This window comes from Gemmata sp. (assembly GCF_051859125.1).
GTDB lineage: Bacteria > Planctomycetota > Planctomycetia > Gemmatales > Gemmataceae > Gemmata.
On sequence record NZ_JBHYGG010000275.1, the window covers coordinates 1 to 22,821 of the forward strand.

Annotated in this window: 17 protein-coding genes; 4 read left to right on the plus strand and 13 right to left on the minus strand. The window is 71.2% G+C overall.

The window, feature by feature from the left end:
• Positions 1–157: 157 nt before the first annotated feature.
• Together ACTIGN_RS27590 and ACTIGN_RS27595 are read right to left on the minus strand one after the other, a co-directional pair.
• Entirely contained in the window at positions 158–2,212 is a 2,055-nt protein-coding gene (locus ACTIGN_RS27590) for a PQQ-dependent sugar dehydrogenase (RefSeq protein ID WP_439629944.1), read from the minus strand.
• A 189-nt stretch (positions 2,213–2,401) separates the two neighbouring features.
• Entirely contained in the window at positions 2,402–5,911 is a 3,510-nt protein-coding gene (locus tag ACTIGN_RS27595) for a PDZ domain-containing protein (RefSeq protein ID WP_439629945.1), read from the minus strand.
• Positions 5,912–6,126: 215 nt separating this feature from the next.
• Between ACTIGN_RS27595 and ACTIGN_RS27600 the strand changes: the two genes are divergently transcribed.
• Positions 6,127–7,035 (plus strand): TIGR03067 domain-containing protein, encoded by a 909-nt coding sequence (locus ACTIGN_RS27600; RefSeq protein WP_439629947.1) that lies wholly within the window; start codon positions 6,127–6,129, stop codon positions 7,033–7,035.
• Between the two features lie 84 nt (positions 7,036–7,119).
• Complete coding sequence (locus ACTIGN_RS27605; RefSeq protein WP_439629949.1) at positions 7,120–7,368, plus strand: hypothetical protein; 249 nt, start codon at positions 7,120–7,122, stop codon at positions 7,366–7,368.
• Between the two features lie 77 nt (positions 7,369–7,445).
• Here ACTIGN_RS27605 and ACTIGN_RS27610 read toward each other — a convergent pair whose 3' ends face one another.
• On the minus strand, positions 7,446–8,936 hold the full coding sequence (locus ACTIGN_RS27610) for a DUF1501 domain-containing protein (protein WP_439629951.1): 1,491 nt from the start codon (positions 8,934–8,936) through the stop codon (positions 7,446–7,448).
• Positions 8,937–9,334: 398 nt separating this feature from the next.
• On the opposite strand from ACTIGN_RS27610, the gene ACTIGN_RS27615 reads away from it, so the two are divergent.
• Positions 9,335–10,153, plus strand: a complete 819-nt coding sequence (locus ACTIGN_RS27615) for an RNA polymerase sigma factor (protein ID WP_439629953.1) — start codon at positions 9,335–9,337, stop codon at positions 10,151–10,153.
• A 27-nt stretch (positions 10,154–10,180) separates the two neighbouring features.
• Here the strand turns inward: ACTIGN_RS27615 and ACTIGN_RS27620 are convergent, their stop codons facing one another.
• Positions 10,181–10,546 (minus strand): hypothetical protein, encoded by a 366-nt coding sequence (locus ACTIGN_RS27620; RefSeq protein WP_439629955.1) that lies wholly within the window; start codon positions 10,544–10,546, stop codon positions 10,181–10,183.
• 240 nt (positions 10,547–10,786) lie between these two features.
• Between ACTIGN_RS27620 and ACTIGN_RS27625 the strand changes: the two genes are divergently transcribed.
• Positions 10,787–12,049, plus strand: a complete 1,263-nt coding sequence (locus ACTIGN_RS27625) for an FAD-dependent oxidoreductase (RefSeq protein ID WP_439629957.1) — start codon at positions 10,787–10,789, stop codon at positions 12,047–12,049.
• 157 nt (positions 12,050–12,206) lie between these two features.
• Here ACTIGN_RS27625 and ACTIGN_RS27630 read toward each other — a convergent pair whose 3' ends face one another.
• The 9 genes from ACTIGN_RS27630 to ACTIGN_RS27670 all read right to left on the minus strand — a co-directional run bounded on the left by ACTIGN_RS27630 (position 12,207) and on the right by ACTIGN_RS27670 (position 22,813).
• Positions 12,207–14,894, minus strand: coding sequence for a PAS domain S-box protein (locus tag ACTIGN_RS27630; RefSeq protein WP_439629959.1), 2,688 nt, complete (start codon positions 14,892–14,894; stop codon positions 12,207–12,209).
• A 166-nt stretch (positions 14,895–15,060) separates the two neighbouring features.
• Positions 15,061–15,501, minus strand: coding sequence for a response regulator (locus ACTIGN_RS27635; RefSeq protein ID WP_439629961.1), 441 nt, complete (start codon positions 15,499–15,501; stop codon positions 15,061–15,063).
• A 9-nt stretch (positions 15,502–15,510) separates the two neighbouring features.
• A complete protein-coding gene (locus ACTIGN_RS27640; protein WP_439629963.1) occupies positions 15,511–17,034 on the minus strand; it encodes a sensor histidine kinase in 1,524 nt (507 codons plus the stop codon).
• A 61-nt stretch (positions 17,035–17,095) separates the two neighbouring features.
• Complete coding sequence (locus ACTIGN_RS27645) at positions 17,096–18,517, minus strand: pilus assembly protein TadG-related protein (protein ID WP_439629965.1); 1,422 nt, start codon at positions 18,515–18,517, stop codon at positions 17,096–17,098.
• 14 nt (positions 18,518–18,531) lie between these two features.
• Positions 18,532–18,984 (minus strand): TadE/TadG family type IV pilus assembly protein, encoded by a 453-nt coding sequence (locus ACTIGN_RS27650; protein ID WP_439629969.1) that lies wholly within the window; start codon positions 18,982–18,984, stop codon positions 18,532–18,534.
• Between the two features lie 163 nt (positions 18,985–19,147).
• Positions 19,148–19,579, minus strand: coding sequence for a TadE/TadG family type IV pilus assembly protein (locus ACTIGN_RS27655; protein ID WP_439629971.1), 432 nt, complete (start codon positions 19,577–19,579; stop codon positions 19,148–19,150).
• A complete protein-coding gene (locus tag ACTIGN_RS27660) occupies positions 19,576–20,508 on the minus strand; it encodes a type II secretion system F family protein (RefSeq protein ID WP_439629973.1) in 933 nt (310 codons plus the stop codon). The genes ACTIGN_RS27655 and ACTIGN_RS27660 overlap by 4 nt, the downstream gene beginning before the upstream one ends.
• 14 nt (positions 20,509–20,522) lie before the next feature.
• Complete coding sequence (locus ACTIGN_RS27665; RefSeq protein WP_439629975.1) at positions 20,523–21,476, minus strand: type II secretion system F family protein; 954 nt, start codon at positions 21,474–21,476, stop codon at positions 20,523–20,525.
• Positions 21,473–22,813: a CpaF family protein gene (locus tag ACTIGN_RS27670; protein ID WP_439629977.1), complete on the minus strand. Its 1,341-nt coding sequence runs from the start codon at positions 22,811–22,813 to the stop codon at positions 21,473–21,475. The genes ACTIGN_RS27665 and ACTIGN_RS27670 overlap by 4 nt, the downstream gene beginning before the upstream one ends.
• Positions 22,814–22,821 lie beyond the last annotated feature (8 nt).

Genomic DNA, 22,821 nt, shown 5'->3' on the forward strand with positions numbered 1-22,821 from the left:
GAGGACAGAGGACAGAGGACAGAGGACAGAGGACAGAGGACAGAGGACAGAGGACAGAGCAGCATACCCGCTGGTTGCTCACTGATCTCTGACTTCTGTCCTCTGTCTGAAAATCTGCGTCCATCTGCGTAATCTGCGGATCAATCTCTTCTCTTCGTCACTTCACGAACCGGTAGATCCCGCGGCCGTTGGGTGCGACGACCAGGAAGTACAGCTCGCCCTGCTCGTCCTCGCCGAACGACAGCACCGGCTTCGTCGGGTCCGGGACCGGCTTGTTGGCCGTGACCCGCTTCGCCTTGTCGTCGTACTTCAGCGCCCAGATCTTCGACGTGACGTAGTCGGCGTACAGGTAGTGCCCCTCCAGGTCCGGCAGCGCCTTGCCGCGGTACACGGTGCCACCGGTGACCGACTTGCCGACGTCGTGGCTGTACTCCCAGATCGGGTCGACGAACTCCTTCGCCGGCCCGCTCCCCTTCGCGCCGAACGGGTGCAGCCCCTCGCGGCGGTTCCAGCCGTAGTTCCCGCCCTTCTCGATGAGGTTGATCTCCTCGTACAGGTTCTGGCCCACGTCGGCGCACCAGAGCTGCCCAGTCTTGCGGTCGAACGCGATCCGCCACGGGTTCCGGAGCCCGTGCGCGTAGATTTCCGGGAGCGCGTCCTTCACGCCGACGAACGGGTTGTCCTTCGGGACGCCGTAGTTCTTCCCGTCGGCCTTGGTGTTCACGTCGATGCGGAGGATCTTGCCGAACCAGTTGCTGAGCTTCTGGCCGTTGTCGAACGGGTCGTTGCCCGAGCCGCCGTCGCCGTGGACGACGTAGAGGAGCCCGTCCGGGCCGAACGCGATGGTGCCGCCGTCGTGGTTCCAGAACGGCCGGTTCGTGTACTTGAGCAGCACCTCTTCCGAGGCCGGGTCGAGCTTCGTCGGGTCGTCCTTCGACGCCCGGAACCGCGACACCACGTTCGCCCGCTTCTCGCCCTTGGGCGTGTAGAAGACGAACACCTCGCCGGTCTTCTTGAAGTCCGGGTGCATCGCCAGCCCGAGGAGCCCCTCCTCGTTGGTCTTGTCGTCGTACTGCACGCGGTCCTGGATATCGAGCACCACCTTCGTCTCGGTCGCCTTCGGGTCGTTCGCGAAGCTGTGCAGGACCCCCTGCTGGGTGGCGACGAAGACGCGGTTGCTGCCGTCGTTGGCGTGCGTCAGCACGATCGGCCGCAGCGCGTTCACCTTGCCGGTCGCGGTCTCGGCGCTCCACCCGGTCCACTTCAGGTCCGGGAACGCGGCCTCGGTCTTGAGCGCGAACGGGGCGGTGTCGACCTCGAACCCGGGGACCTGCGCCGGGATGGCGAACACGGTGCCGGCCTTCATGTCGGGGACCAGGATGAGCTTCCCGGTCGGGTCGAGGCAACTGTCGGCGGCCGACTTGGACGCGGTCGTGAGGATCTCGACCGGCTTGTCGCCGGGGCGGTTGATGCCGAACACCGTGCCCGTCATGTTGCTCGTCACGAACAGTTGCCCGTGCTGGTTCCAGGTGATCCCGTCGGCCCCGGGCATCCCCTCGGCGAGCTTCTCGTAGCTGGAGTCGGCGAGCTTGACGCGGTACAGGGTGCCGGCCAGGAAGTCGGCGAGGAGGAGGTGCGACGCGCCGTCCATCTGCACACCGTTGGGCATCTTGAGGCCCGGGAGCTTCTTCTCGTCGATGATCGTCGAAACGAGGCCGTTCGGGGTGATGCGGTAGAGCGCCCCCTTCGACGGGTTCTCCTTGTCGCGGGTGCCCGAGTCGGTGACGTACACCATCCCGCTCTCGGGATCGACGGCGACGTCGTTCAGGAAGACCGGCGGCACCGGGAAGGCGTTCGCCGGCGCGAGGAGTTCGACCTTCGGCTCCTTCGCGGTCGCGTCGATGCGGACCACGCGGGTCTTGTCGGTGACGTAGAGGAACTTCTGGTGCGCGACGATCCCCTTGGGGTCGTCGAGGCCGGTCACGAACGGGACCGCCTTGCCGCCCGGCTCGAGCGCGACGACCGAGCCGTCGCCGTCCGTGTTGAACTCGCCGATGACGGTGACGAACACCCGGCCGCCGGGGCCGACGCACACCGACTCGGGGTTCACCAGCCCGGTGACGATGGTCTGGGGCGGGTCGGCTTTTTTCTCGGCCGCGCCCGCGGGTGCGGTCGCCGCCAGGAGCAGGGTGAGGGAGAAGACGCGCGTCATTGCGGGGGTACCTCGCGGGGGTGAGAGCGAGGATAGTGTGACCGCAACGCCGCACCGGGGCAAGGGGCCGGGGGTGATTCACCCAGGGTTGACACCCTGGGCTACGCACTGCCGTCCCTCCGGGACTCCAACCACCAAGCCCCGAAGGGGCGACAGCCAGTAGCCCAGGGTGTCAACCCTGGGTCCGCGTCAGTCCTCGTTCACCCGCGGCAGGGTCTCGCGCTCCTCGAGTTCGCGGTCGAAGTCGTCCTGCTTCTCCTCGTACCGCCGCCGCTTGACGTCGAACGAGATCACCGCCTTCGGGTCGGCCTTCGGGTCGTTCTCGACCGTCAGCCCGCGGGTGAACTCCTTGCCGTCGACGGTCAGCGTCACGCGGTACGTGCCCGCCGGCACGGTGCCGCCCTTCGGCCCGCTCAGGTTCCACTGCAACCGGTGGAACCCGGCGTCGGCCGGGGCGGTGCGGAACTCCTTCACGGTGGCCCCGAGCGCGTCGGTCACCTTCAGCGCCGCGGCCTTGCCCGGCTTCGTGACGAGGTACTCGAACGCGGCCCCGGGCGCCGGGTTGGTGCCGTAGAACTTCCGCGCGTCCTTCGAGTACGGCGACTCGCGGCCGGCCTCGAACTTCCACCGCACCGCGGTCGGCGGCGCGAACAGCGTCACCGGCTCCTTGAGCGGGTCGACGGTCCTCTCGTCCTTGCCGACGGTCTCGGTCCGCGGCGTCATCTGGCGGATGCTCGACGCGTCCAGGATCCACACGCTGCGGCCGTGCGTGCCGACGACGATGTCGCTCGCGGTCGTCGGCTGCGCGACCTCGTGGACCGCGACCGTCGGGAGGTTGTTGTTGATGTTCGCCCACGACGCGCCGCGGTTCACCGACGCCCAGAGGCCGAACTCGGTGCCGCAGTACAGCACGCTCGGGTTCGTGACGTCCTCGCGGAGCACGCGGGTCGAGCCGAACGCCGGGAGGTTCGCGGCGAGCGGCTTCCAGGTCGCGCCGTGGTCCTCGGTCACGAACAGGTACGGCCGGTCGTCGTCGGACCGGTGCGCGTCGAGGCACACGTAGCACCGGCCCTCGGCGACGCGGCTCGGCTCGATGCTCGACACCCACCGCGGCCCCGGCAGCCCGGCCGCCTTGAGCTTGTCGAGCACGCTCTCCCACTTCCCGCCGCCGTCGCGGGTGACCCACAGGTTGCCGTCGTCGGTGCCGGCCCACAGGACGTCGGCGCTCTTCGGGCTCTCGGCGATCGCGGAGATCGTCCCCTTCGCCGAGAGCGGCAACTCGGGGCTGATCGCCTTGAGGTCGCCGCCGCGGAACACCGAGCGGAACACGTACTGCGAGCCGCTGTAGAGGATCCCGGGGTTGTGGCCCGAGAGGATGAACGGGGTGTTCCAGTTGTACCGCAGCGGCTCGCCGGGCTTGACCGGCCCGCGGCCGATCCCGCGGCTCTCGCCGGTCCGCAGGTTCCGCCAGTTCATGCCGCCGTTCTGGCTCTCGGCGTACACCACGTCCGGGTCGCTCGGGTCCGCCCGCATCACGAACCCGTCGCCGCCGTTGAGGAACAGCCAGTCGTCGTTGGTCGGGCCGGTGCCGCGGAGCGCCTGGCTCGGGCCGCCCCACGAGCCGTTGTCCTGGAGCCCGCCGTACACGTTGTACGGCCGTTTGTTGTCCACCGCGACGTGGTAGAACTGGCCGATCGCGAAGTTGTTGTGGTGGTCCCACACGGCCCCGCGGTCGTAGGTGCTGTAGAACCCGCCGTCGCCCCCGAGGATCATGTGCCGGCTGTCCCGCGGGTCGATCCACAGCGCGTGGTGGTCCGGGTGGACGCCCCCGACCGGCGAACTGGCGAACTTCGCGCCGCCGTCGGCGCTCCGCCACAGTTGCAGGTCGCCGAGGACGTACACGACCTTCTCGTCGTTCGGGTCGCACCGCACCTGGCCGTAGTAGAACGGCCGCGGGTTCAGGCTGTTCACGCGGGTCCACGTCCCGCCGCCGTCCCTGCTCGCGTACACGCCGCCGGTCTGGAACCCGTCCTTGCCCTGGTCCTTCTGCACGTTCGGCTGCTGCCCGCCGACGACCGGCTGGAGCTGGAACGGCCGCGACGCCGGGACCGCCCTGGTGGCCGCCCCGAGGGTGAGTTCCAGCTCCAGCGGCTTGCCCTCGCGGGTGACGCCGAGCTTCACCTTGTCGCCGACCTTCAGCTTCGTGCGCGCCGTGGTCAGTTCCTTGTTGTCGGCGACCTTCGTGCCGCCGAGCGCGACGACCGTGTCGCCGGCCTTCACCCCGGCCTTGGCGGCCGTGCCGTCCGGGGCCACGCCGGTCACGACGAGCCCGCTCCCGAGCTGGACGCCGAGGCTCGGCGGGCCGGTCGGCCGCTCCGGGGTCTGCCGGGCCACGAGCTTCACGTCGAGCGTCAGTTCCTTGTCGCCGCGCCTCACGGTGACCTTCACCACGTCGTCCGGCTTCTTCCGCGACATCACGTCGATCAGCGTGTCGTAGTCCGGGAGCTTCGCGCCGTCGAGCGCGACGATCACGTCGCCGTCCTTGACCCCCGCCTTGCCGAGCGAGCCGTCCTCGACGACCGACTCGATCTTCACGCCGCCGCCCTTGTCGGTGTCGCTGGAGATGCCGAGGTACACGGTGAGCGGGGGCCGGCCCTTGCCGACGCTCTCGGTGTCGATGATCGCGTACACGAGCCCCTTGGTCTTCCGGGAGTAGTCGAGCCCGATGCGGCCGGTCTTCACGGTGGGCAGGCCGTTCTTGAGCTTCGCGTCGGTGAGCCTAGTCCACGTCTTCCCGGCGTCGGTGCTCTTGAACAGCCCGCCGCCGGGGCCGTAGGTCGTCTCGGGGCCGTACTGGTCCGGGCTGGGCCAGTCCTTCGCGTCGCCGAACGAGCCGTCGAACCCGTCCCGCTTCCGCTCCCACATGCCGACGAGCAGCGCGTCCGGGTCGAACGGGTCCATGCGGAGGTCGATCGCGCCGGTGCGGTCGTCGACGTACAGGACCTTCTTCCAGGTCTTCCCGCCGTCCTCGGTCTTGAACAGGCCGCGCTCCTCGTTCGGGCCGTAGAGCCGGCCGAGCGCCGCGACGTACACGGTGTTCGCGTCCTTCGGGTGGACCAGCACCTTGCCGATCTGGAACGACTGCTTCAGCCCCATGTTCTTCCAGGTCTTGCCGCCGTCGGTGCTCTTGTACACGCCGTCGCCGTAGGACACCGAGTTCCGCGGGTTGTTCTCGCCGGTGCCGACCCAGACGACGTTCGGGTCCGTCGGGGCGACGGCGACGTCGCCGATCGAGACGGTCGCCTCGCGGTCGAACAGGTGGGCGAAGGTGACGCCGTTGTTGGTGGTCTTGAGGAGCCCGCCGGACGCGGTCGCGACGTAGTACGTCGAGGGGTCGGTCTCGACGACGGCGACGGCGGTGATGCGGCCGCCCATGTTCGCCGGGCCGACGCACCGCCAGTTGAGCTTCGTCACGGCGGCCGCGGGCACGACGCCCTGCGCCGGCGGGTGCGCCGCGAGGTACTTCAGCTCCTCCAACTTCCGGCCGAGGTCGAGGATCTGCTTCTCGACGTCGGCGATCTCCTTGCGGACCTGCTCGAGTTCCGGGTCGCCGGCGCGGCCGCCGGCGGGGAGCGCGAGGATCAGCGCCGCGAGGAGGACGAACGCCGGCCGGTGGCCGGGGCGGGTGTGTGGTCGCACGGGGAACTCTCGGGGGGTGGCAGCGGGTGGCCCGGTACGCCGATTTTACGCAGTCGGTAAAGCCGGTGCCATCCGCCCCGGCTCCCGCACCCGTCCCCGACCGGGCGGCCGCGACCCGCGGGGGCCGGGTGTAACGGTTCTCCGGGTAACGAGTGGGTCGCCTTCCGGGCCGGGAGCGGGTACGCTGGGGGTGCGCCCACCTCCCGGAGCACGCCATGCGGTTCGCGTCCCTCGCCCTGCTCCTCGCGGGGCTCGCCTCCGCGGTCGCCGACCAGCCCGCCGAGCCGGGCCGAAGGGCCGGGTCGAAGGCCCGGACCGACGCCGACCTCGTCGAGGGGACGTGGCTCATCGTCGGGCTCGAGGCCGGCGGAAAGGCCGAGCCCGAGGCGAACTACCGCGGCAACACGCTCACGTTCACGAAGGACAAGGCGACACTCAAGGAGGGGAAGCACGCGCCGATCGAGTTCGCGTGGGCGCTCGACCCCACCAAGTCGCCGGGGGCGATCGACCTGACGGCCAAGGCCGTCACCATCCGCGGGGTCTACCGGTTCGACGGCGACGACCTGACGCTGTGCCTGAGCATCGGCCCGAACCGCCCGACCGACTTCGCCACGAGGGCCGGCGGCGACACCGAGGTGTTCACGCTCAAGCGGAGCCGGTGGGAGCGGTACTCCGACAAGGCGAGCGGGTTCGGCGTCGACATGCCCGGCCGGCCCGAGGAGCGGAAGCGGGACGCCACGACGGTCCAGGTGGTGAGGAGCGAGGCCGAGCGGGTGACGTACCTGGTCGCGGTGACGCCCGTCGCCGGCCCGCCCGAGGAGAAGGCGGCCGAGGCCGCGCTCGACGCCACGCGGGCCGCGCTGCTCGCCGAGGCCGCCGGCCCCGCCAAGGCGACGGTCGAGTCCGAGCGCACGTTCAAGGTCGGGCCGGCGACCGTCCGCGAGTTGACGATCGGCCTGGAAGTGGACTGGAAGGACAAGGTCGGGGCGCGGGTGCGGCTGTTCGCGGCCGGCGACCGCGCGTTCGGGCTGATGGTCGCGGGCCCCGAGGAGGGCGTCCGCGCGGCGAACACCGGCCGGTTCTGGAACTCGTTCCGCCTCGCCGGCGAGAAGAAGAAGAACTGAGTCCCGGCACACGCTGATCGTGTTCCCGCGGCACTACCACCGGCATATCGAAAGATGATTTCAGTACAGCGGCACGGGGGCAGCATGTTCTGGTCGAAACTCTGGGAAGCGCAACGCGAATTGAACAAGATCGCACCGGTTCGGCCGTACTCCTATTGGTTTGGCGGAGCCCACCTCGCGGTTGCGACCGTCGGGCTCACTCTGGCCAGGGTTGCGCAGGAAGAACTGGGGTGGGAATTGGTACCCGGTGTTGTGTTCGTACTCTTCGCCCCGAGCTTTTTACTTCAGTTCGCGATCCTTCTCTTCCTCGCCCGTCGGCTCGACCGATCCTGAACCGCCCGCATCTCGCTCCAATTTTGTGGAGATAAGGTCAACAGGTCTTTGAGCCACAGGCGGTGCCTTCGCCCGCATCACGCCAGCACGTCGCGGAGCACCTGCCCGCCGGGGACGAGGGGCACGGGCCGGCCGGCGCGGTCGGTGAGCAGCGTCTCCGGGTCGTACCCGAGCAGGTGGTACGCGGTCGCGAGCAGGTCCTTCGGCGACACCGGCCGGTCGGCGACCGTGCCGCCGATGCTGTCGGTCTTGCCGACCACGCGGCCGCGGGCGATCCCGCCGCCGGCCAGCAGCACCGAGTACGCCTGCGCCCAGTGGTCGCGGCCCCCGCCCTTCCCCGTGCTGAGCTTGGGCGTGCGGCCGTGCTCGCTCAGCACCATCACGAGCGTCTCGTCGAGCGTCCCGCGCTGGTCGAGGTCGGCAATGAGCCCCGAGAACCCGCGGTCGAACCCCGGCATCAGCTCGTTCCGCATCCGCGGGTAGTGCTCCCAGTGCGTGTCCCACCCGGAGCCGGCGAGCCCGAACTCGTCCCAGAACACCGTCACGAACTTGCTCCCGGCCTCGACCAGCCGCCGGGCCGCGAGGCAGCTCTGGCCGAACAGCATGTGGCCGTAGGCATCACGGGTCTTGGCGGCCTCACGACGAACGTCGAGCGCCTGCCGCACCTTCTCCGAGCCGATCAGCGTGTACGCCAGCTCGCGGAACGGGTCGCCCGTGTCGGTGCGGTCGCGGAGCCGGCGGGCGGCCTCCATCTGGTCGAGGAGCGACTTGCGGGTCGTCACGCGGTCGAGGGTGATGTCGGCCGCCCCCTCGCCGCCCAGCGAGAAGTAGGCGTCGGGGGCGGTGCCGGCGTAGGGCTCGTCGAACTCGACGGTGTTCGGGCTCAGCGTCTTGGTGACCTTCGCGGTCGCCGTCCCATGGAAGGTCGTGAAGTGCGGCGCGAACCGGCGGCCGAGGAACGCCGGGTACGGGCCGGCCCGCTGCACCTCGCCGGTCCGCCGGCTGCTGAACGGGAACGGGAGCGCGACGTTGTCCGGCACCGGCTTCCGGGCCGACGCCGGGCGCGCCCGCTGCTCCAGGTGCGACACGACCGACCCGATGAACGGCCAGTGCCGGGCGTCCTGCGGGCTCAGCTCCATCGCCACGTCGATGTCCTCGACGGACGTGGTCGCGTACGCGACGCCGTGGATCGGGTACTTGTGCGTGACCGACCGCACCACGGTGACGTTGTGCATCACCCGGCTCGTGTGCGGGAGCAACTCGCACACGTCGCACCCCGGCAGCGTGGACCGGATGCCCTTCAGCTCGCCCCGCACCTCGACCGGCGCGTCCGGCTTCATGTCCGCGAGTTCGAGTTGGCTCGGCGAGCCGTAGAGGAACAACAAGATGCACGACTTCGCCCGGCCGAACGAGGCGTCGCGCTTCGGCCCCGGCTCGCCGGCGCGTGCGGCCTGCTGGTGGCGGAGGAACGCGGGGAGCGACAGGCCGAGGGCGGCCCCGGCGGTCAGGAGGTCGCGGCGGGTGACGCCGTTGCAGAGCGTCTTGCGGTTGCCGAGGACGCGGAGCATGGGGGAGGCTCCTGCGGGCGCGGGCGGAACGCCCGGCGGGCGGGTACGGCAATCATCCCGCGCCCCGGCGGCGGTGCAAGGGAAAAGCGCGCGGGGATCGAGGCGAGCCGGGTTCCGGGCGAACCCCGAGCGCCCGCGAGGGGGCGGGGCACCGCCCCTTCGCGGGCGCTCACCCCAGACCGTTCTCCCGCCCCAGCCCGCTGCAACTGCGGTAAAGATTTTCGACCGCCGGAGCGTCACGGTCGCACGCTCGGCGACGGGCGCGGTTGTGTCGGTCGCGCGGCGCGGGATAAGATGGCCGTAAGAGAACTGGCGCGCCGAGCATTGAGCGGCTCGGAGCGGCACGCTACACTCATCCTAACCACTTCATCCCACTCTCCTCCCCAGGGGCTGTGACCGTGGACCCCAATCCGTTCACCGCGGTAGACCGCGACCTGCTCAAGCGGTGCCTCGGCCGCGCCCCCGGGTCGTGGAACGATTTCGTGGACCGGTTCCTGAGCCTCGTCTACCACGTCATCGGGTACACCGCCCACCTCCGCAGCACCCACATCAGCCCGGAGGACACCGAGGACATCGCCGCAGAAGTGTTGCTGAAGATCGTCGCCAACGACTTCCGCGTGCTCCGCGAGTTCCGCGGCGCGTCGAGCCTGGCGACGTACCTCACCGTCGTGTCCCGCCGCATCTGCATCCAGGAACTCGCCCGGCGGCAGAAGAACCGCGGCGCGGCCCGGCTCGAAGGGGACGAGCCGCCGGACGCCGCGCCGGCCGCGCTCAAGGGGATGGAGAGCCTCGACGAGGTCGAGCGGCTGCTGCGGGCGCTGTCCGGGAAGGAGCGCGAGATCGTGCGGCTCTACTACCTGGAGGGCCGGACCTACGAGGAGATCAGCACCGAGACCGAGGTGCCCGTGAACACCATCGGGGCCGTGCTGTCGCGGGCGCGGAAGAAGCTCCGCGAGGCCGCCGACGCCGCCGCCCCGCCCCCGAAGGCCGCCCCCAAGGGCCCGCCCCGGTCCGGGCCGCACCCGCGGAGCGGCCCGGTGCGGAAGGCCCCCGCTCCCCCGCCCGACGACGAGGCGGACGAACCCAGGGCGGGCGGGCCGCGGAGCGGGCCGGCCCGCAAGGTCGTCACCCCGGCGGGCGATCCGGCGACACCGGCCAAGCCGGTCAAGCCCGTGAAGCCGGTCAAGCCCGTGCCCGAGGACGCGGCCGACGAGTGACCGCACCGCCCCGGCGCCCCCTCCCACTCACCCGACCGCGAGCAGCAACCCGGGTCGCCCCTCGACCCGCTCGCGGGCGCTCTCGGCCCGCGACTGTACCGCCGCGGCCCGCAGCACCGACAGCGCCAGCGGCACCTCGACCGAGCACGCCCACCCGACGAGGTCCGGGTCGAGTTGCCCCCACCCCAACCGCGGCGAGCACCCGAGCCAGAAGTCCCCCGGTTGCGGGGTCGCGTGCTCGTTGGCAACGTCCAACCCCGCCGCGGTCGCGATGGTCTGAACGGCCGCCCCGAGCGTCGCCTCGTCCCGCGAGCGGAAGATGATCCGCCGCACGCCCAGGCTCACGTTCCGCCGGGCGGTCAGCAGGCGGTCCTGCCACTGGATCTGGATCATGGTTTCGCTCCGCGTTGGCTCCGAGCCGCTGCGCCGGCTGGGGTGTGGGTGGTCTGTGTTCGGCCTGGGGCCTGGGACTGATATCGACTAACATGATGAACATGATGATGAATAACAATTCCGCAGCGCGATTTCCGACTCCGCCGGGGGGCGACTTTGTCACCTCGGGGACCGGTGCGTTCCGCTACAACGATGTCACACGCTGAACCCAATCGCCCCGTCCCGAGCGGAGCCCGTGCAATGGCCGAGTCAAGTGCCGACGAGGTGGTCGCGTCCGCGTCCGAGACCGGGTGCTGCGTCGTCGGGGGCGGGCCGGCGGGCACGGTGCTGGCGCTGCTCCTCGCGCGGGCCGGGGTCGCGGTCACGCTGCTGGAGTCGCACGCCGACTTCGACCGCGACTTCCGCGGCGACACGGTCCACCCCTCGACCCTGGAGATGCTCGACCAGATCGGCCTGGCGGAGAAGCTCCACGCGATCCCGCACGGGAAGATGCGGCAGGCGCTGCTCCGCACGAAGGAGCGGGCCTACGTGATGGCCGACTTCTCGCGGCTGTCCACGCGGTTCCCCTACGTCCTCACGGTCTCGCAGGCGAAGTTCCTGGACCTGCTCGCCGACGAGGCGAAGCGGTACCCGAACTTCCGGCTCGTGCTCCGGGCGAACGTCCAGCGGCTGGTCGACGCCGACGGCCGGGTGACGGGGGTGCGGTACCGCGACGGCGCGAACCAGTGGCACGAGGTCCGCGCGCCGCTCACGGTCGCGGCCGACGGGCGGTTCTCGAAGGTCCGGCACCTGGCCGGGTTCGAGCCGGTCAAGACGGCGCCGCCGATGGACGTGGTGTGGATCCGGTTCACCAAGAAGCCGGGCGACCCGGCCGAGTGCGCCGAGATCTTCGTCGGGGGCGGGCGGTTCGCCGTGGTGCTCGACCGGGGCGACGCCTGGCAGATCGGGTACTGCATCCTGAAGGGGAGCTTCTCGACCCTGAAGACCGCGGGGATCGAGGCGCTCCGCACGGCCGTGGGCGAGCAGGTGCCGTGGCTCTCCGACCGCGTGGGCGAGATCCGCGACTGGAAGGACGCGACGGTGCTGAACGTCGAGTCGAGCCGGGTGCCGACGTGGCACAAGCCGGGGCTGCTGCTGATCGGCGACGCGGCCCACGTCATGTCGCCGGTGGGCGGGGTCGGGATCAACGTGGCGATCCAGGACGCCATCGCCGCCGCGAACCTGCTGACCGACCCGCTGCTGAAGGGCACCGTCGCCGAGGCGGACCTGGCGGCCGTGCAGGCGCTCCGGGAGCCGGGGGTCAAGGGGGTGCAGGAGTTCCAGGCGCTGGTGCAGAACAAGCTCGCCGCGCCGGGGCTGACGGGCAAGGAGTTCCGGCTCCCGTGGTTCGTGCGGCTGGCGCTCTCGCTACCGGTGGTCCGCAACGTCCCCGCGAAGATGATGGCGTACGGCCCGCACCGCGTGAAGCTGAAGCCGCGCCCGGCCGTCGCAACGGCGCCGTGACCACCCGTGGGACTGATACCAAGTCGTGCTGATTGTGAACTGTAGCCGGCCCCTGTGAGGCCGGTGCTGTGGGACTCGCACCGGCCTCACAGAGGCCGGGCCGGGTACGAATCAATCGGATCGAGAATGAGCCGCGGCGGGCCGCGAGCGGGCGCGGCTACCCCATCACTTCCGCCACCTTCTGGATCAGTGCGGCCGGCGTGAACGGCTTCTGCAGGAACGGGGTCTCGGCCTGCAAGATGCCGTGGCGGACGACCGCGTCGTCGGTGTACCCCGACACGTACAGGACCTTGACCGCGGGCCGGACCGCGACGAGCCGCTCGGCGAGCTGGCGGCCGCTCATGCCGGGCATGACCACGTCCGTCACGAGGAGGTGAATCGTGCCCCCGAACGCCTCCGCGGCGGAGAGGGCGCTCTCCCCGTTGCTCGCCTCCACGACCCGGTACCCGTGGCCGCCCAGGATCCGGCTGGCCAGCGCCCGCAGGGCCGGCTCGTCCTCGGCCAGGAGGATCGTCTGCGTGCCCGGTGCGGCCCGGGGCTTCCGGGGGGCGACGGCCCCCGACCCGGGCACGGGCTCGACGCGGGGCAGGTAGATCTTGAACGTCGTCCCGCGGCCCACCTCGGTGTACACGTCGAGGTGGCCTCCGCTCTGCTTGATGATCCCGAACACGGTGGCCAGTCCGAGCCCGGTCCCCTTCCCCGGCAACTTGGTCGTGAAGAACGGCTCGAAGATGCGGGCCCGCGTCGCGGCGTCCATCCCCGTGCCCGTGTCGGTCATGGCCAGCAGGACGTAGGGGCCGGGCCGCAGGTCGGGGCGGGTCTGGGTGTAGGTCGGGTCCAGCTCCGCGTTGGCCGTCTCGATCGTCAGCCGGCCGCCCCGCGGCATGGCGTCCCGGGCGTTGACCGCCAGGTTGATGATGACCTGCTCGATCTGACCCGGGTCGGCCCGCACGTGGCCGAGGTCCGGGGCCAGGACCGCGGACACGGAGACGTCCTCCCCGATGAGCCGCCGGAGCATCCGGTCCGTGTCGGCCACGATCGCGTTGAGGCTCAGCACCTTGGTCTCCAGCACCTGCTTCCGGCTGAAGGCCAGGAGCTGCTGGGTCAGGGCCGCCGCCCGCCCGCCCGCGCGGTTGATCTCGCGGGCGAACTCCCACGTCTCGGTGCCCTCCGGGGCCTGCGACAGGACCAGGTCGCTGTACCCGTTGATGATGGTCAACAGGTTGTTGAAGTCGTGCGCGACGCCCCCGGCCAACTGTCCGACGGCGTCCATCTTTTGCGACTGCCGCAACTGTTCCTCCAGGAGCCGCCGCTCGGTCACGTCCACCTCGGCCCCGACGAAGTGCGTGAGCCGGCCGGTCGCGTCCTGGACCGGGGAGACCGACAGCTCGTTCCAGAACGGCGTCCCGTCCTTGCGGTAGTTCAGCAGTTCCACCGTGCACGGCCGCTTTTGTTTCACGGCCTCGCGGAGCCGGGCCACCGCCCCCGGGTCGGTGGCCCTCCCCTGGAGGAACCGGCAGTTCCGCCCGAGCACCTCGTCGGCCGCGTAGCCGGTCATCTGCAGGAACCCGGGGCTGGCGTAAATGATGGGGTTGTCCGGCTGGTTCGGGTCGGTGATGAGGATCCCTTGCTTGACCGCCTGGATCGCCCTGTCCCGCAGGGCCAGCGTGACCTCGGCCCTCCGCCGCTCGGTGATGTCCTGGGCCAGCGAGAGGACCCCCTGGAACGTGTTGGCCGCGTCGAACACGGGCGTGTTGTGCCACTCGCAGGTGATGGTCCGGCCGGCCCGGGTGACGTTCTCGCTGACGCCGTGGGCGTTCATGTCGCCGGCCATCAGTCGGGCGAAGATCCCGTTCACGAGGTCGACCGACTGCGGGGGGACGACGGTGTCGCACGGGTGCCGGCCGAGCACCTCGGCCTCGAAGAACCCGAACATGCGCTCGGCGGCGGGGTTCCAGCGGGTGTACCGCATGTCCGGCCCGCTCAGCAGGTAGGCCAGCGGCATCCGCTCGATCTGGAGCTGGAGCCGGGCGAGCAGGGCGTCCCGCTCCGCCGCGAGCAGCTTCTTCTCGGTGACGTCCTCGACCACGCCGACGATCCGCACGACCCGCCCGTTCTCCCGGACCGGGGAGCCCCGCGACCACACCCACCGCACCGAGCCGTCGGGCCGGAGGACGCGGAACTCCGTGTCGATGTGGCCCGTCTCGTACATGGCGGCGTCCGCCCGCCGCCACTGGTCCAGGTCCGCCGGGTGGATGCCCTCCATGTAGGTGCGGGGGTTGTCGAGGAGGCTCTGGCAGGAGCGGCCCCACAGTTCCTCGTACCCGTCGCTGACGTACGCGACCTTGGACTCAATGGCGTCGACCACCCACAGGACCTGGTGGATGTGGGCCGTGAGCTCGCGGACCAGGCTCTCGCTCTTCTGCAGCGCCTCCTCGGCGAGCCGGCGCTCCTGGCTGAGCGTCGCGGCGCTCGCCCGGCGCTCCAGCGCCTGCGTGACCGCCAGGCCGAGCCGCCCCATCCGGTCCTTGATGATGTAGTCGCTCGCGCCGTTCTGCATGACCTGCACGGCGCGCTCCTCGCCGACGCTGCCCGAGACGAGGATGAACGGGATGTCGAGCCGGCGCTCGTGCATGACCTCCAGCGCCCGCAGCGCGTCGAACGACGGCATCGAGAAGTCGGACAGGATCACCTCGACGGACGGGCCCAGCCGGTCCCGGAAGTCGCGCTCGGTCTCGACGCACTCGCCGGTCGGGTCGTACCCGGCGCGGCGCAGGGTGTGGAGCATCAACTCGGCGTCCGAGGGGTTGTCCTCCAGGATCAGAACCCGCAGCGGCGTACCCACGTTCCACTCCTGGGGGCGGTCCGCCCCGGTGCGACCGGACTCATACCGAGTTCGATTGATTCGTGGCTGTTTTGTAGCCGGCCTCTGTGAGGCCGGGCCTCGGGGAGTCCCCCAAGCACCGGCCTCACAGAGGCCGGCTACAGGAAGCCATCAACCGAACTCGGTTTCACTCGTTCGGTTGCTTGTTGACCCGCAGCCAGTAGTAGCCGAGCTGGCGGGCGGTCTCGCTGAACTGCTCGAAGTCCACGGGCTTGACGATGTAGCTGTTGACGCCGAGCTGGTAGCTCTCGACGACGTCGCGGTCCTCGGCCGACGAGGTGAGCATGACCACGGGGACCAGGCGGGTCCGCGGGTCGGCGCGGATCTCGCGGAGCACGTCCATGCCGTCCACGAGCGGCAGCTTCTTGTCGAGCAGGATCACCCGCGGGTTCTCGAACGGGCGGTCCGCGTACGCCCCGGTGCAGAACAGGAACTCCAGCGCCTCCGCCCCGTCGCGGACCACGTGGACCTTGTTGGCCAGGTTGTGCTTCTTGAAGGCGTGGAGGGCCAGCATCTCGTCGTTGGGGTTGTCCTCGACCAACAGTATCTCGACGCTCTGCTCGTTCACGGTCGCTCCTCATTCGAGGGTGAAGAAAAAGGTGGCACCGTGGTCGACCCGGCCCTCGGCCCAGACCCGCCCGCCGTGCCGGTGGACGATCCGCTGTACGATGGCCAGGCCCACGCCCGTGCCGTCGTACTCGGTCGCGCGGTGGAGCCGCTGGAACACGCCGAACAGCTTGCCGACGTACTTCATGTCGAAGCCCGCGCCGTTGTCTTTGATGAAGTATACCGCCTCCGTGGCCCCCCCGCCCGCGGGGGCCGCCCCGCCGGCCGGGGGCCGCGGCTGGGTCCGGCACCCGACCTCGACCCGCGCCGCCGCCCGCTTCCCGGTGTACTTGAAGGCGTTCGCGATCAGGTTCATCCAGACCTGCTTGAGCAGCGTCGGGTCGGCCTGACAGGGCGGCAAGTCGCCGACGACGATGTCCAGTTGGCGGGCGGCCTGGTCGCTCTGCGTCTCGGCGAGGCACAGCCGCACGATCTTGGCCGTGTCGACGGCCTTCTTGGTCAGGCCGAGGCGGCCCAGCCGCGAGAACGCGAGCAGGTCGTCGACGAGTTGCGACATCTGGCGGGTGTTGTCGCGGACCAGCTTCAGGTAGTGCTTGCCCTCGTCGGGCAGGCCGGCGGCGAAGTCCTCGAGCACGATGCGGGAGAACCCGTCGATCGCCCGGAGGGGGGCGCGGAGGTCGTGCGAGACGGAGTAGGAGAACGACTCGAGTTCCTTGTTGGCCGCCTCCAGTTGCCCGGTCCGCTCCAGGACCCGCTGCTCCAGCTCCGCGTTGAGCTTGCGGATCACCTTGTCCGAGGCCACGAGCGTCTCGATCCGCGAGATTTCCACCGACGCGGCGAGGTTCCGGGCGTCCCGCTTGAGCCCCTTGATTTCGGCGTCCGAGGTCAGGAGGGCCTCCTCCCGCCCGGTCTCGACGGAGACCGCCAGGTCCCGCGCCTTCTGCCCCAGGGCCGCGATCTCGGTGTCCGACTGGCGCAGGGTCCGTTCCCGCCCGGTCTCGACGGAGACCGCCAGGTCACGGGCCTTCTGCCCCAGGGCCGCGATCTCCGTCTCGGACTGGAGCAGGGTCTCCTCCCGCACGGTCTCGACGGAGACCGCCAGGTCCCGCGCCTTCTGCCCCAGGGCCGCGATCTCCGACTCCGACCGGAGCCGCGTCTCCCGGCGCACGGCCTCCACGGAGACGGCCAGGTCCCGGGCCCGCTGCCCCAGCGCCTCGATTTCCGTCTCGGACTGCAGCCGCGTCTGGGTCCGCAGCGTGTCCACGAAGCTGGCGAGGTCGCGGGCCTTCTGCTCCAGGTCCTCGGTCTTGCGGTCCGCCTGCAACAGGGTCTGCTGCCGGGTGGTCTCGACGTACCGGGCGAGGTCGCGGGCCTTCTGTTCCAGGGCGTCGATCCGCTCGTTCGACTGCGCCAGGGTCTGCTGGCGGACGGTTTCAACGGAGCGGGCCAGGTCGCGGGCCTGTTGCTGCAACGATTGGATCGTCGGTTCCCCTGGCGACGGGATCGGCGGGTCAACGGGTTCGGTGCCGGGCACAGTGGGGTTCCTTGGGTAGCGCGGAGAATCGGGCGCGGGGCCGGTCGCGGTCGGGGCCCGGTCACTCTACCAGGAACACCAGGTTCGCGCTGCCGACCTGGAGCCCGGCGTCGATGGTAACCGATGCGTTGCCGGACGTGGTGACGAAGTGGACGCTGCCCGCGATGATCTGGCAGAACGTCTTCCCCGGGTCGCGGACGGTGAACTTCGACCACCGGGCGTAGAACGTGCCCTTGTAGTCGTCGTCGGCGTTGTGGAGGTAGATCTCCACGGGCCGCGCGTTCCAGCGGCGGTGGTAGAGGAGCATCCCGTAGAACGGGCTGGCGGCGTCGCCGAGGCTCGTGACCTCGGACGCGCTCGAACTGCCGGGGCTGATGTACACGTCGCCGAAGGTGGCCCCCGCGTCGGTGCCGAGCACGTTGCCGTCGTCGCGGTCGGGGGCGCCGGTGGCGGGGTCGTAGTTGCTGCCCGTGTTGTAGAACATCACACTGGTTGCGAACACCTTCCCGCCGGTGTCGATGTTGAGGGCGTGGCCCGCGGCGTTCCCGCCCCTCAGGACGTAGATGCCGGGCTGGAACGTGACGCTGCCCGGCCCCGAACCCGTGACGGTGATCGACCCGTAGATGCCGGGCGCGAGGGTGACGTTCCCGCTGCCCGCGAGGGTGGCGACGACGTGCTGGGGGGCCTGGAACGTGGCGCCGTTGGCCCCCGGGTACACGGCGAGAACGCCGGTGGCGGTGGTCGGCGTCCGCAGGTTGATGAGCGGGTCGCTGAGGGGCAGTTGGCGGGCCTTCAACCCGGGGCCGCCGTTGAGGGCCTGGTAACTGCTGGGCGTGTCCACGCCGCCCACCAGGCGCAGGGTTTCCGCCTGCACGGAGCCGCCGTTGAGGACCCGCGCGCCGTAGTTCGCGAAGCCCAGGTTGACCGCCCCGCCGGCCTTGTCCGACCCGCCCCCCTGCGAGTTCACCCAGGCCGTCCCCTTCACCTTCAGCGTGGTGCGCTCGACCGACAGCCCGGGTATCGCCGTCGGGTCCAGGGCGATGAGCGTGTCCTTGGCCGCCTTCATCTGGGGGCCGGCGACCGCGCGGGCCCGGACGGTCGGGGCGGTGGGGCCGCCCACGACCGGGATGAACCACGCCTTTGTCGTCGCCTCCACGATCACCTCGACGTAGCCCGGGTTCCCGGCGTACGCCCCCTCGAGCGGAGGGGAGTTCAGGGTGACCGTCGCGCCCGGCAGCCCGTTGTAGGACTGGACGAACGCGGTGGCCGTGACCAGCGCGGCCCCGTCGGACTGGCCGGCGACGCGGCCCAGCGCCGCGGCGAGCGCGGCGGCGTCGGCGGCGTTCTGCGCCTGCCGGCGGGTGGACATCATCACCCCGGCGTCGATCACCAGGCCGACCATCCCGCACATCGGCGGGAGCAGCAGGGCGACCAGGACGAGCACCTTGCCGCCCCGCCCGCCCCTTGCGCGTGACTGTAACATCAGTGGCCCTCGCCTCAGTGGGAGATCGGCACCGTCGAAACCGCCCGGAGCACCATCGGCCCCGATCCGAACAGCCAGGTCATGGTCGGCTGATGGGCCGTCTCCAGGGTCACCACGACCCGGGACCCCGGTTCGTTGCTCCCGTCCGGCCAGTCCACCCGGATCGTCACGCCGGACGGGTCCAGGCCGCACAGGTGCCGGCGGACCTCCGCGGGGACCGGCCCGGCACCGCTCGCCGGGACCGGGCCGACCGCGACCGGCCCCCAGGCCCCGAGCGCCTCGGCCTCGGAGCCGCGGACCGAGGCGGCCCGGGCCGCGCCGCGGACGGCGTACGACACCTGGTGCTGGCGGAGGACGGCGACGCCGAGGTCCAGCATCCCCACGACCAGGGTCAGGAACACGCCGAGGACCAGGACCGACTCGACCACGGTCGAGCCGCGGCGGCGGGGCGTCGTTCGGGATCGCATGGTGCGTGCTCCGGGCCGCGGCCGTCGCCGGGGTGAGGTCGGGGGCGTTGCCCCCAAATTCGAAACTCGAAGCACGAAATCCGAACGAAACTGACGGGTCTCAGAGGCTTTGTTCGTGCTTCGAATTTCGTGCTTCGAAGTTTGCGGCAAAGCCGCGGCCAGCCTACGGGCGGCTCATCGGCACCGCGACGACCCGCCGGAGGGTCAGCCGCGCCGGGAGGCCGGGCCACCGCCCGACGGTCTCGAACGGGTACGAGACGTCCACCTCGACCCGCGGGGCGTCGCCCGCGGTGACCCGGGCGACCGTGACGGTCAGGTGGGCGGGGTCGAAGTGCTTCAGTCCGCCCATCTCGTCGGCGACGGCCCGCCGGACGTTCTGCTCCCAGAGGTCCAGGGTGGCCGCGGTGCACGGGTGCGTGCCGCCGAACTCGGCCCCGGCCCGGGCGGCGTTGGTGACCGTGATGTTCACGTGCGAGAACCGCCCGAAGTCGACGCACCCCCCGATGAGGACGACGAGCAGGGGCAGCACGAGGGCCAGTTCCGCGGCCGCGACGGCCCGCCGGGCGGGGCCGCGGCGGCGGTGGGCGTGGGTCACTTCTTGGCCCCCGAAAACATGGCGAGGACCTGGATGATCATCGGCCCGAGCAGCACGGCGAACACGCACGGGAAGATGAACAGCAGGGTCGGGAACATGATCTTGGTCGCCGTCTTGTGCGCAGCCTCCTCGGCCCGCTGGACCCGCTGGAGGCGGAGGGTGTTGGACAGGTCCCGCATGGGCCGGGCGAGTTCCGTCCCGACCCGCTCGGACTGCCGGACCACGGAGGCCAGGCTCGTCACCTCGTCCAGGTCGGTCCGCTCGCCGCACCGCAGGAGCGCGTCGCCCATCGCCCGGCCGATCTCGACCTCGTGCTCCACCAACTTCAGCTCCCGCCAGAGGGTCGGGTACGCCGACCGGAGCTCGTCGGCCACCCGCCGCCACGCGGCCAGCAGCGACATCCCGCCCTCGACGCACAGGACGATCACGTCGAAGAAGTCCGGCAGGCCGCGGCGGAGTTCGTTCTGGCGCTTCTTCTTGCGGGCCTCGAGCCAGAGCCCCGGGGCGATCACCCCGGCCGCCGCGAGGCCCAGCCCGGCGAACGCGCCGACCTCGAGTTTCACCACCCCGGCGGCGACGGCGGCCCCGGCCGCCGCGAGCGGCGCACCGACGAGGGCCAGTCGGACGGCCCGCAGGACGCCGCTGGCGTGCGCGCCGTCGTACCCGGCCTGGGTGAGCCGGAGCCGGGTCGGGTCCGGGGCGTGGGCGTCGTTCGGGGGCGGGGGCGCGGCCATCCGGGTGAAGAACCCGCGGAGCCGCCGGCCGACCGACCCGGCCGCGACCCGTTGCCGCCCGGCCGCGGACAGGCCCCGGACCCGCTCGGCCACCCGGTCCCGGTCCCGGGACGGCGCGAGGAGCGACGCCGCCACCAGCACGCCCGCGGTGATGGAGAGGAACACCAGAATCGGAACCCAGTCGGCCGGGGCCATCCGCGTCTCCGGGGTCAGAACTTCACGTCCACGATCTTCCGGATCCACAGGATCCCGATCGCCTGCGAGACCACGATCCCGGCGAGCAACTGGGGCTGCGACAGCATGGCCCCGGCGTAGTCCGGCTTGATCAGCGTCATGACCGCGACGATGGTCGGGCACAGGCCCACGAGGATGCCGGCCTGCAGCCGCCCCTCCGCGGTCAGCGCCCGGATCATCCCCTGCACCCGGAACCGCTCGCGGACGACCGCCGCGATCCGCTCGCACACCTCGGCCAGGTTGCCCCCGGTCTGCTGCTGGACGAGGATCGCCATGGTCATGATCCGGTACTCGGTCAGCCCGGCCCGGTAGGCGAGTTCGCGGAGCGTCACCTCCAGGGGGAGGCCCAGGTCCCGCTGGCTCACGTACCGGGCGAACAGCGCCTGGCCGGGCCACTTGAGTTCCTCGCTGACGGTGCCGAGCGCCTGGCCGAGCGAGTGCCCGGACCGCAGGAACCGGGCCACCATGTCGAGCACCCCCGGGAGCTGCGCGAGCAGCTTCTGGTCCCGCTGCTTCGCCCGGTAGCGGACGTAGAGGAGGGGCAGCGCGGCCCCGAGGGCCGCGCCGGCGGCCCCAAACAGAACGCTCTGCTTGGCGAGGCCGGCGGCGGCGCCGAGCGCGCCCGCGCACACGAGCACGAGCCGCAGGGCCGCCCCCGGGGAGACCCCCAGGCCCGAGCGCTCGACCATCGCGGCGAACCGGACCCGGGGCGTCGGGGGGCCGTCGGCGGCCGGGCCGGCCGCGACCTTGTGCAGGTCCTTGAACGCGGCGAGCGCCTGGTCGGGTTCGGGCCGCCCGAACTCCTGCTTCACGCGCTTGCGGACGCGCGCCCCGGGCGTCGCCCACAGCCGGGCGACGAGCGGGGCCAGCCCCACGATCCCGGCGACGACCGCCCCCCACACCAGCCCGGCGACGAGGTAAGTGGTCACGTGGTGGCCCCCGGCCGCCCGAGGTCGCGCCGCTCGAACAGCTCGTCCCCGAGCGCCGCCCCGTGGCTCCGGAGCCGGTCCAGGCACCGCGGCCGGGCGCCGGTGGCGCGGAACTGGCCGACCGCGCGGCCCTGGGCGTCGAGGCCGGTCTGCTCGAAGACGAACAGGTCGACGACCGCGATCTCGACCCCGTCGAACCCGGTGACCTCGGACACCTTCGCGACCTTCCGCGCCCCCCCGGCGAGCCGCGCGATCTGGACCACCAACTGGACGGCGGACGCGACCTGGCGGCGGATCACCCAGATGGGCAGCTCGAACCCCGCGGCCCCGACCATGATCTCGATCCGGCTCAGCGCGTCCCGCGTGTCGTTCGCGTGGAGCGTGGTCATGCTCCCGTCGTGGCCCGTGTTCATGGCCTGGAGCATGTCGAGCGCCTCGGCCCCGCGGCACTCGCCGACGATGATCCGGTCGGGCCGCATCCGCAGGGCGTTCTTCAGCAGGTCGCGGGTGGTCACCGCCCCGGCCCCCTCGGAGTTGCCCGGCCGGGTCTCCATCCGGGCGACGTGCCGCCGCTGGAGCCGCAGCTCGGCGGCGTCCTCGATGGTCACGATCCGCTCCGCGTCCGGGATGAACGCGGAGAGCGCGTTGAGGAGCGTCGTCTTCCCGCTGCCGGTCCCGCCCGAGATGATCGTGTTCACCTTGGAGGCGACGCACGCCGTCAGGAACTCGGCCACCTCCGGGGGGAGGGCGCCGGACGCCACGAGGGCGCCCAGGGACAGGGCGTGGGCGCCGAACCGGCGGATCGACACGAGCGGGCCGTCGAGCGCGATCGGGGGGAACACGGCGTTCACGCGGCTCCCGTCCGGGAGCCGGGCGTCCACCAGGGGCGACGCCTCGTCCACCCGGCGGCCGACCCGGCCGACGATCCGCTGGACCACCTGCCGCAGGTGCCGGTCGTCCTCGAACCGGACCCCGGTGAGTTCCAGCCGCCCGTGCCGCTCGACGTAGACGGTGTGCGGCCCGTTGATCACGATGTCGGCGACGGCCGGGTCCTTCATCAGGGACTCGAGCGGCCCCAGCCCGAACGCCTCGTCCATGATCTCCTGGACCAGCCGCTCCCGCTCAACGGCGGTGGACAGCTCGGTCGAGTACCGGCACAGCTCCTCCGCGCCGCGCCGGACCTCCAGCCGCAGCTGCTCGTCGGTCATCGCCCCGACCGCGTCGACGTTCAGGGCGGTGACCAGTTTCTCGTGCAACTCGCGCTTGGTCCGCGCGAACCGGCGCTCGGGCTCGGCGTGGTCGGCGGCGCGGGGCGGTGCGGGGGGGCGGGGTGCCATGGTCCATC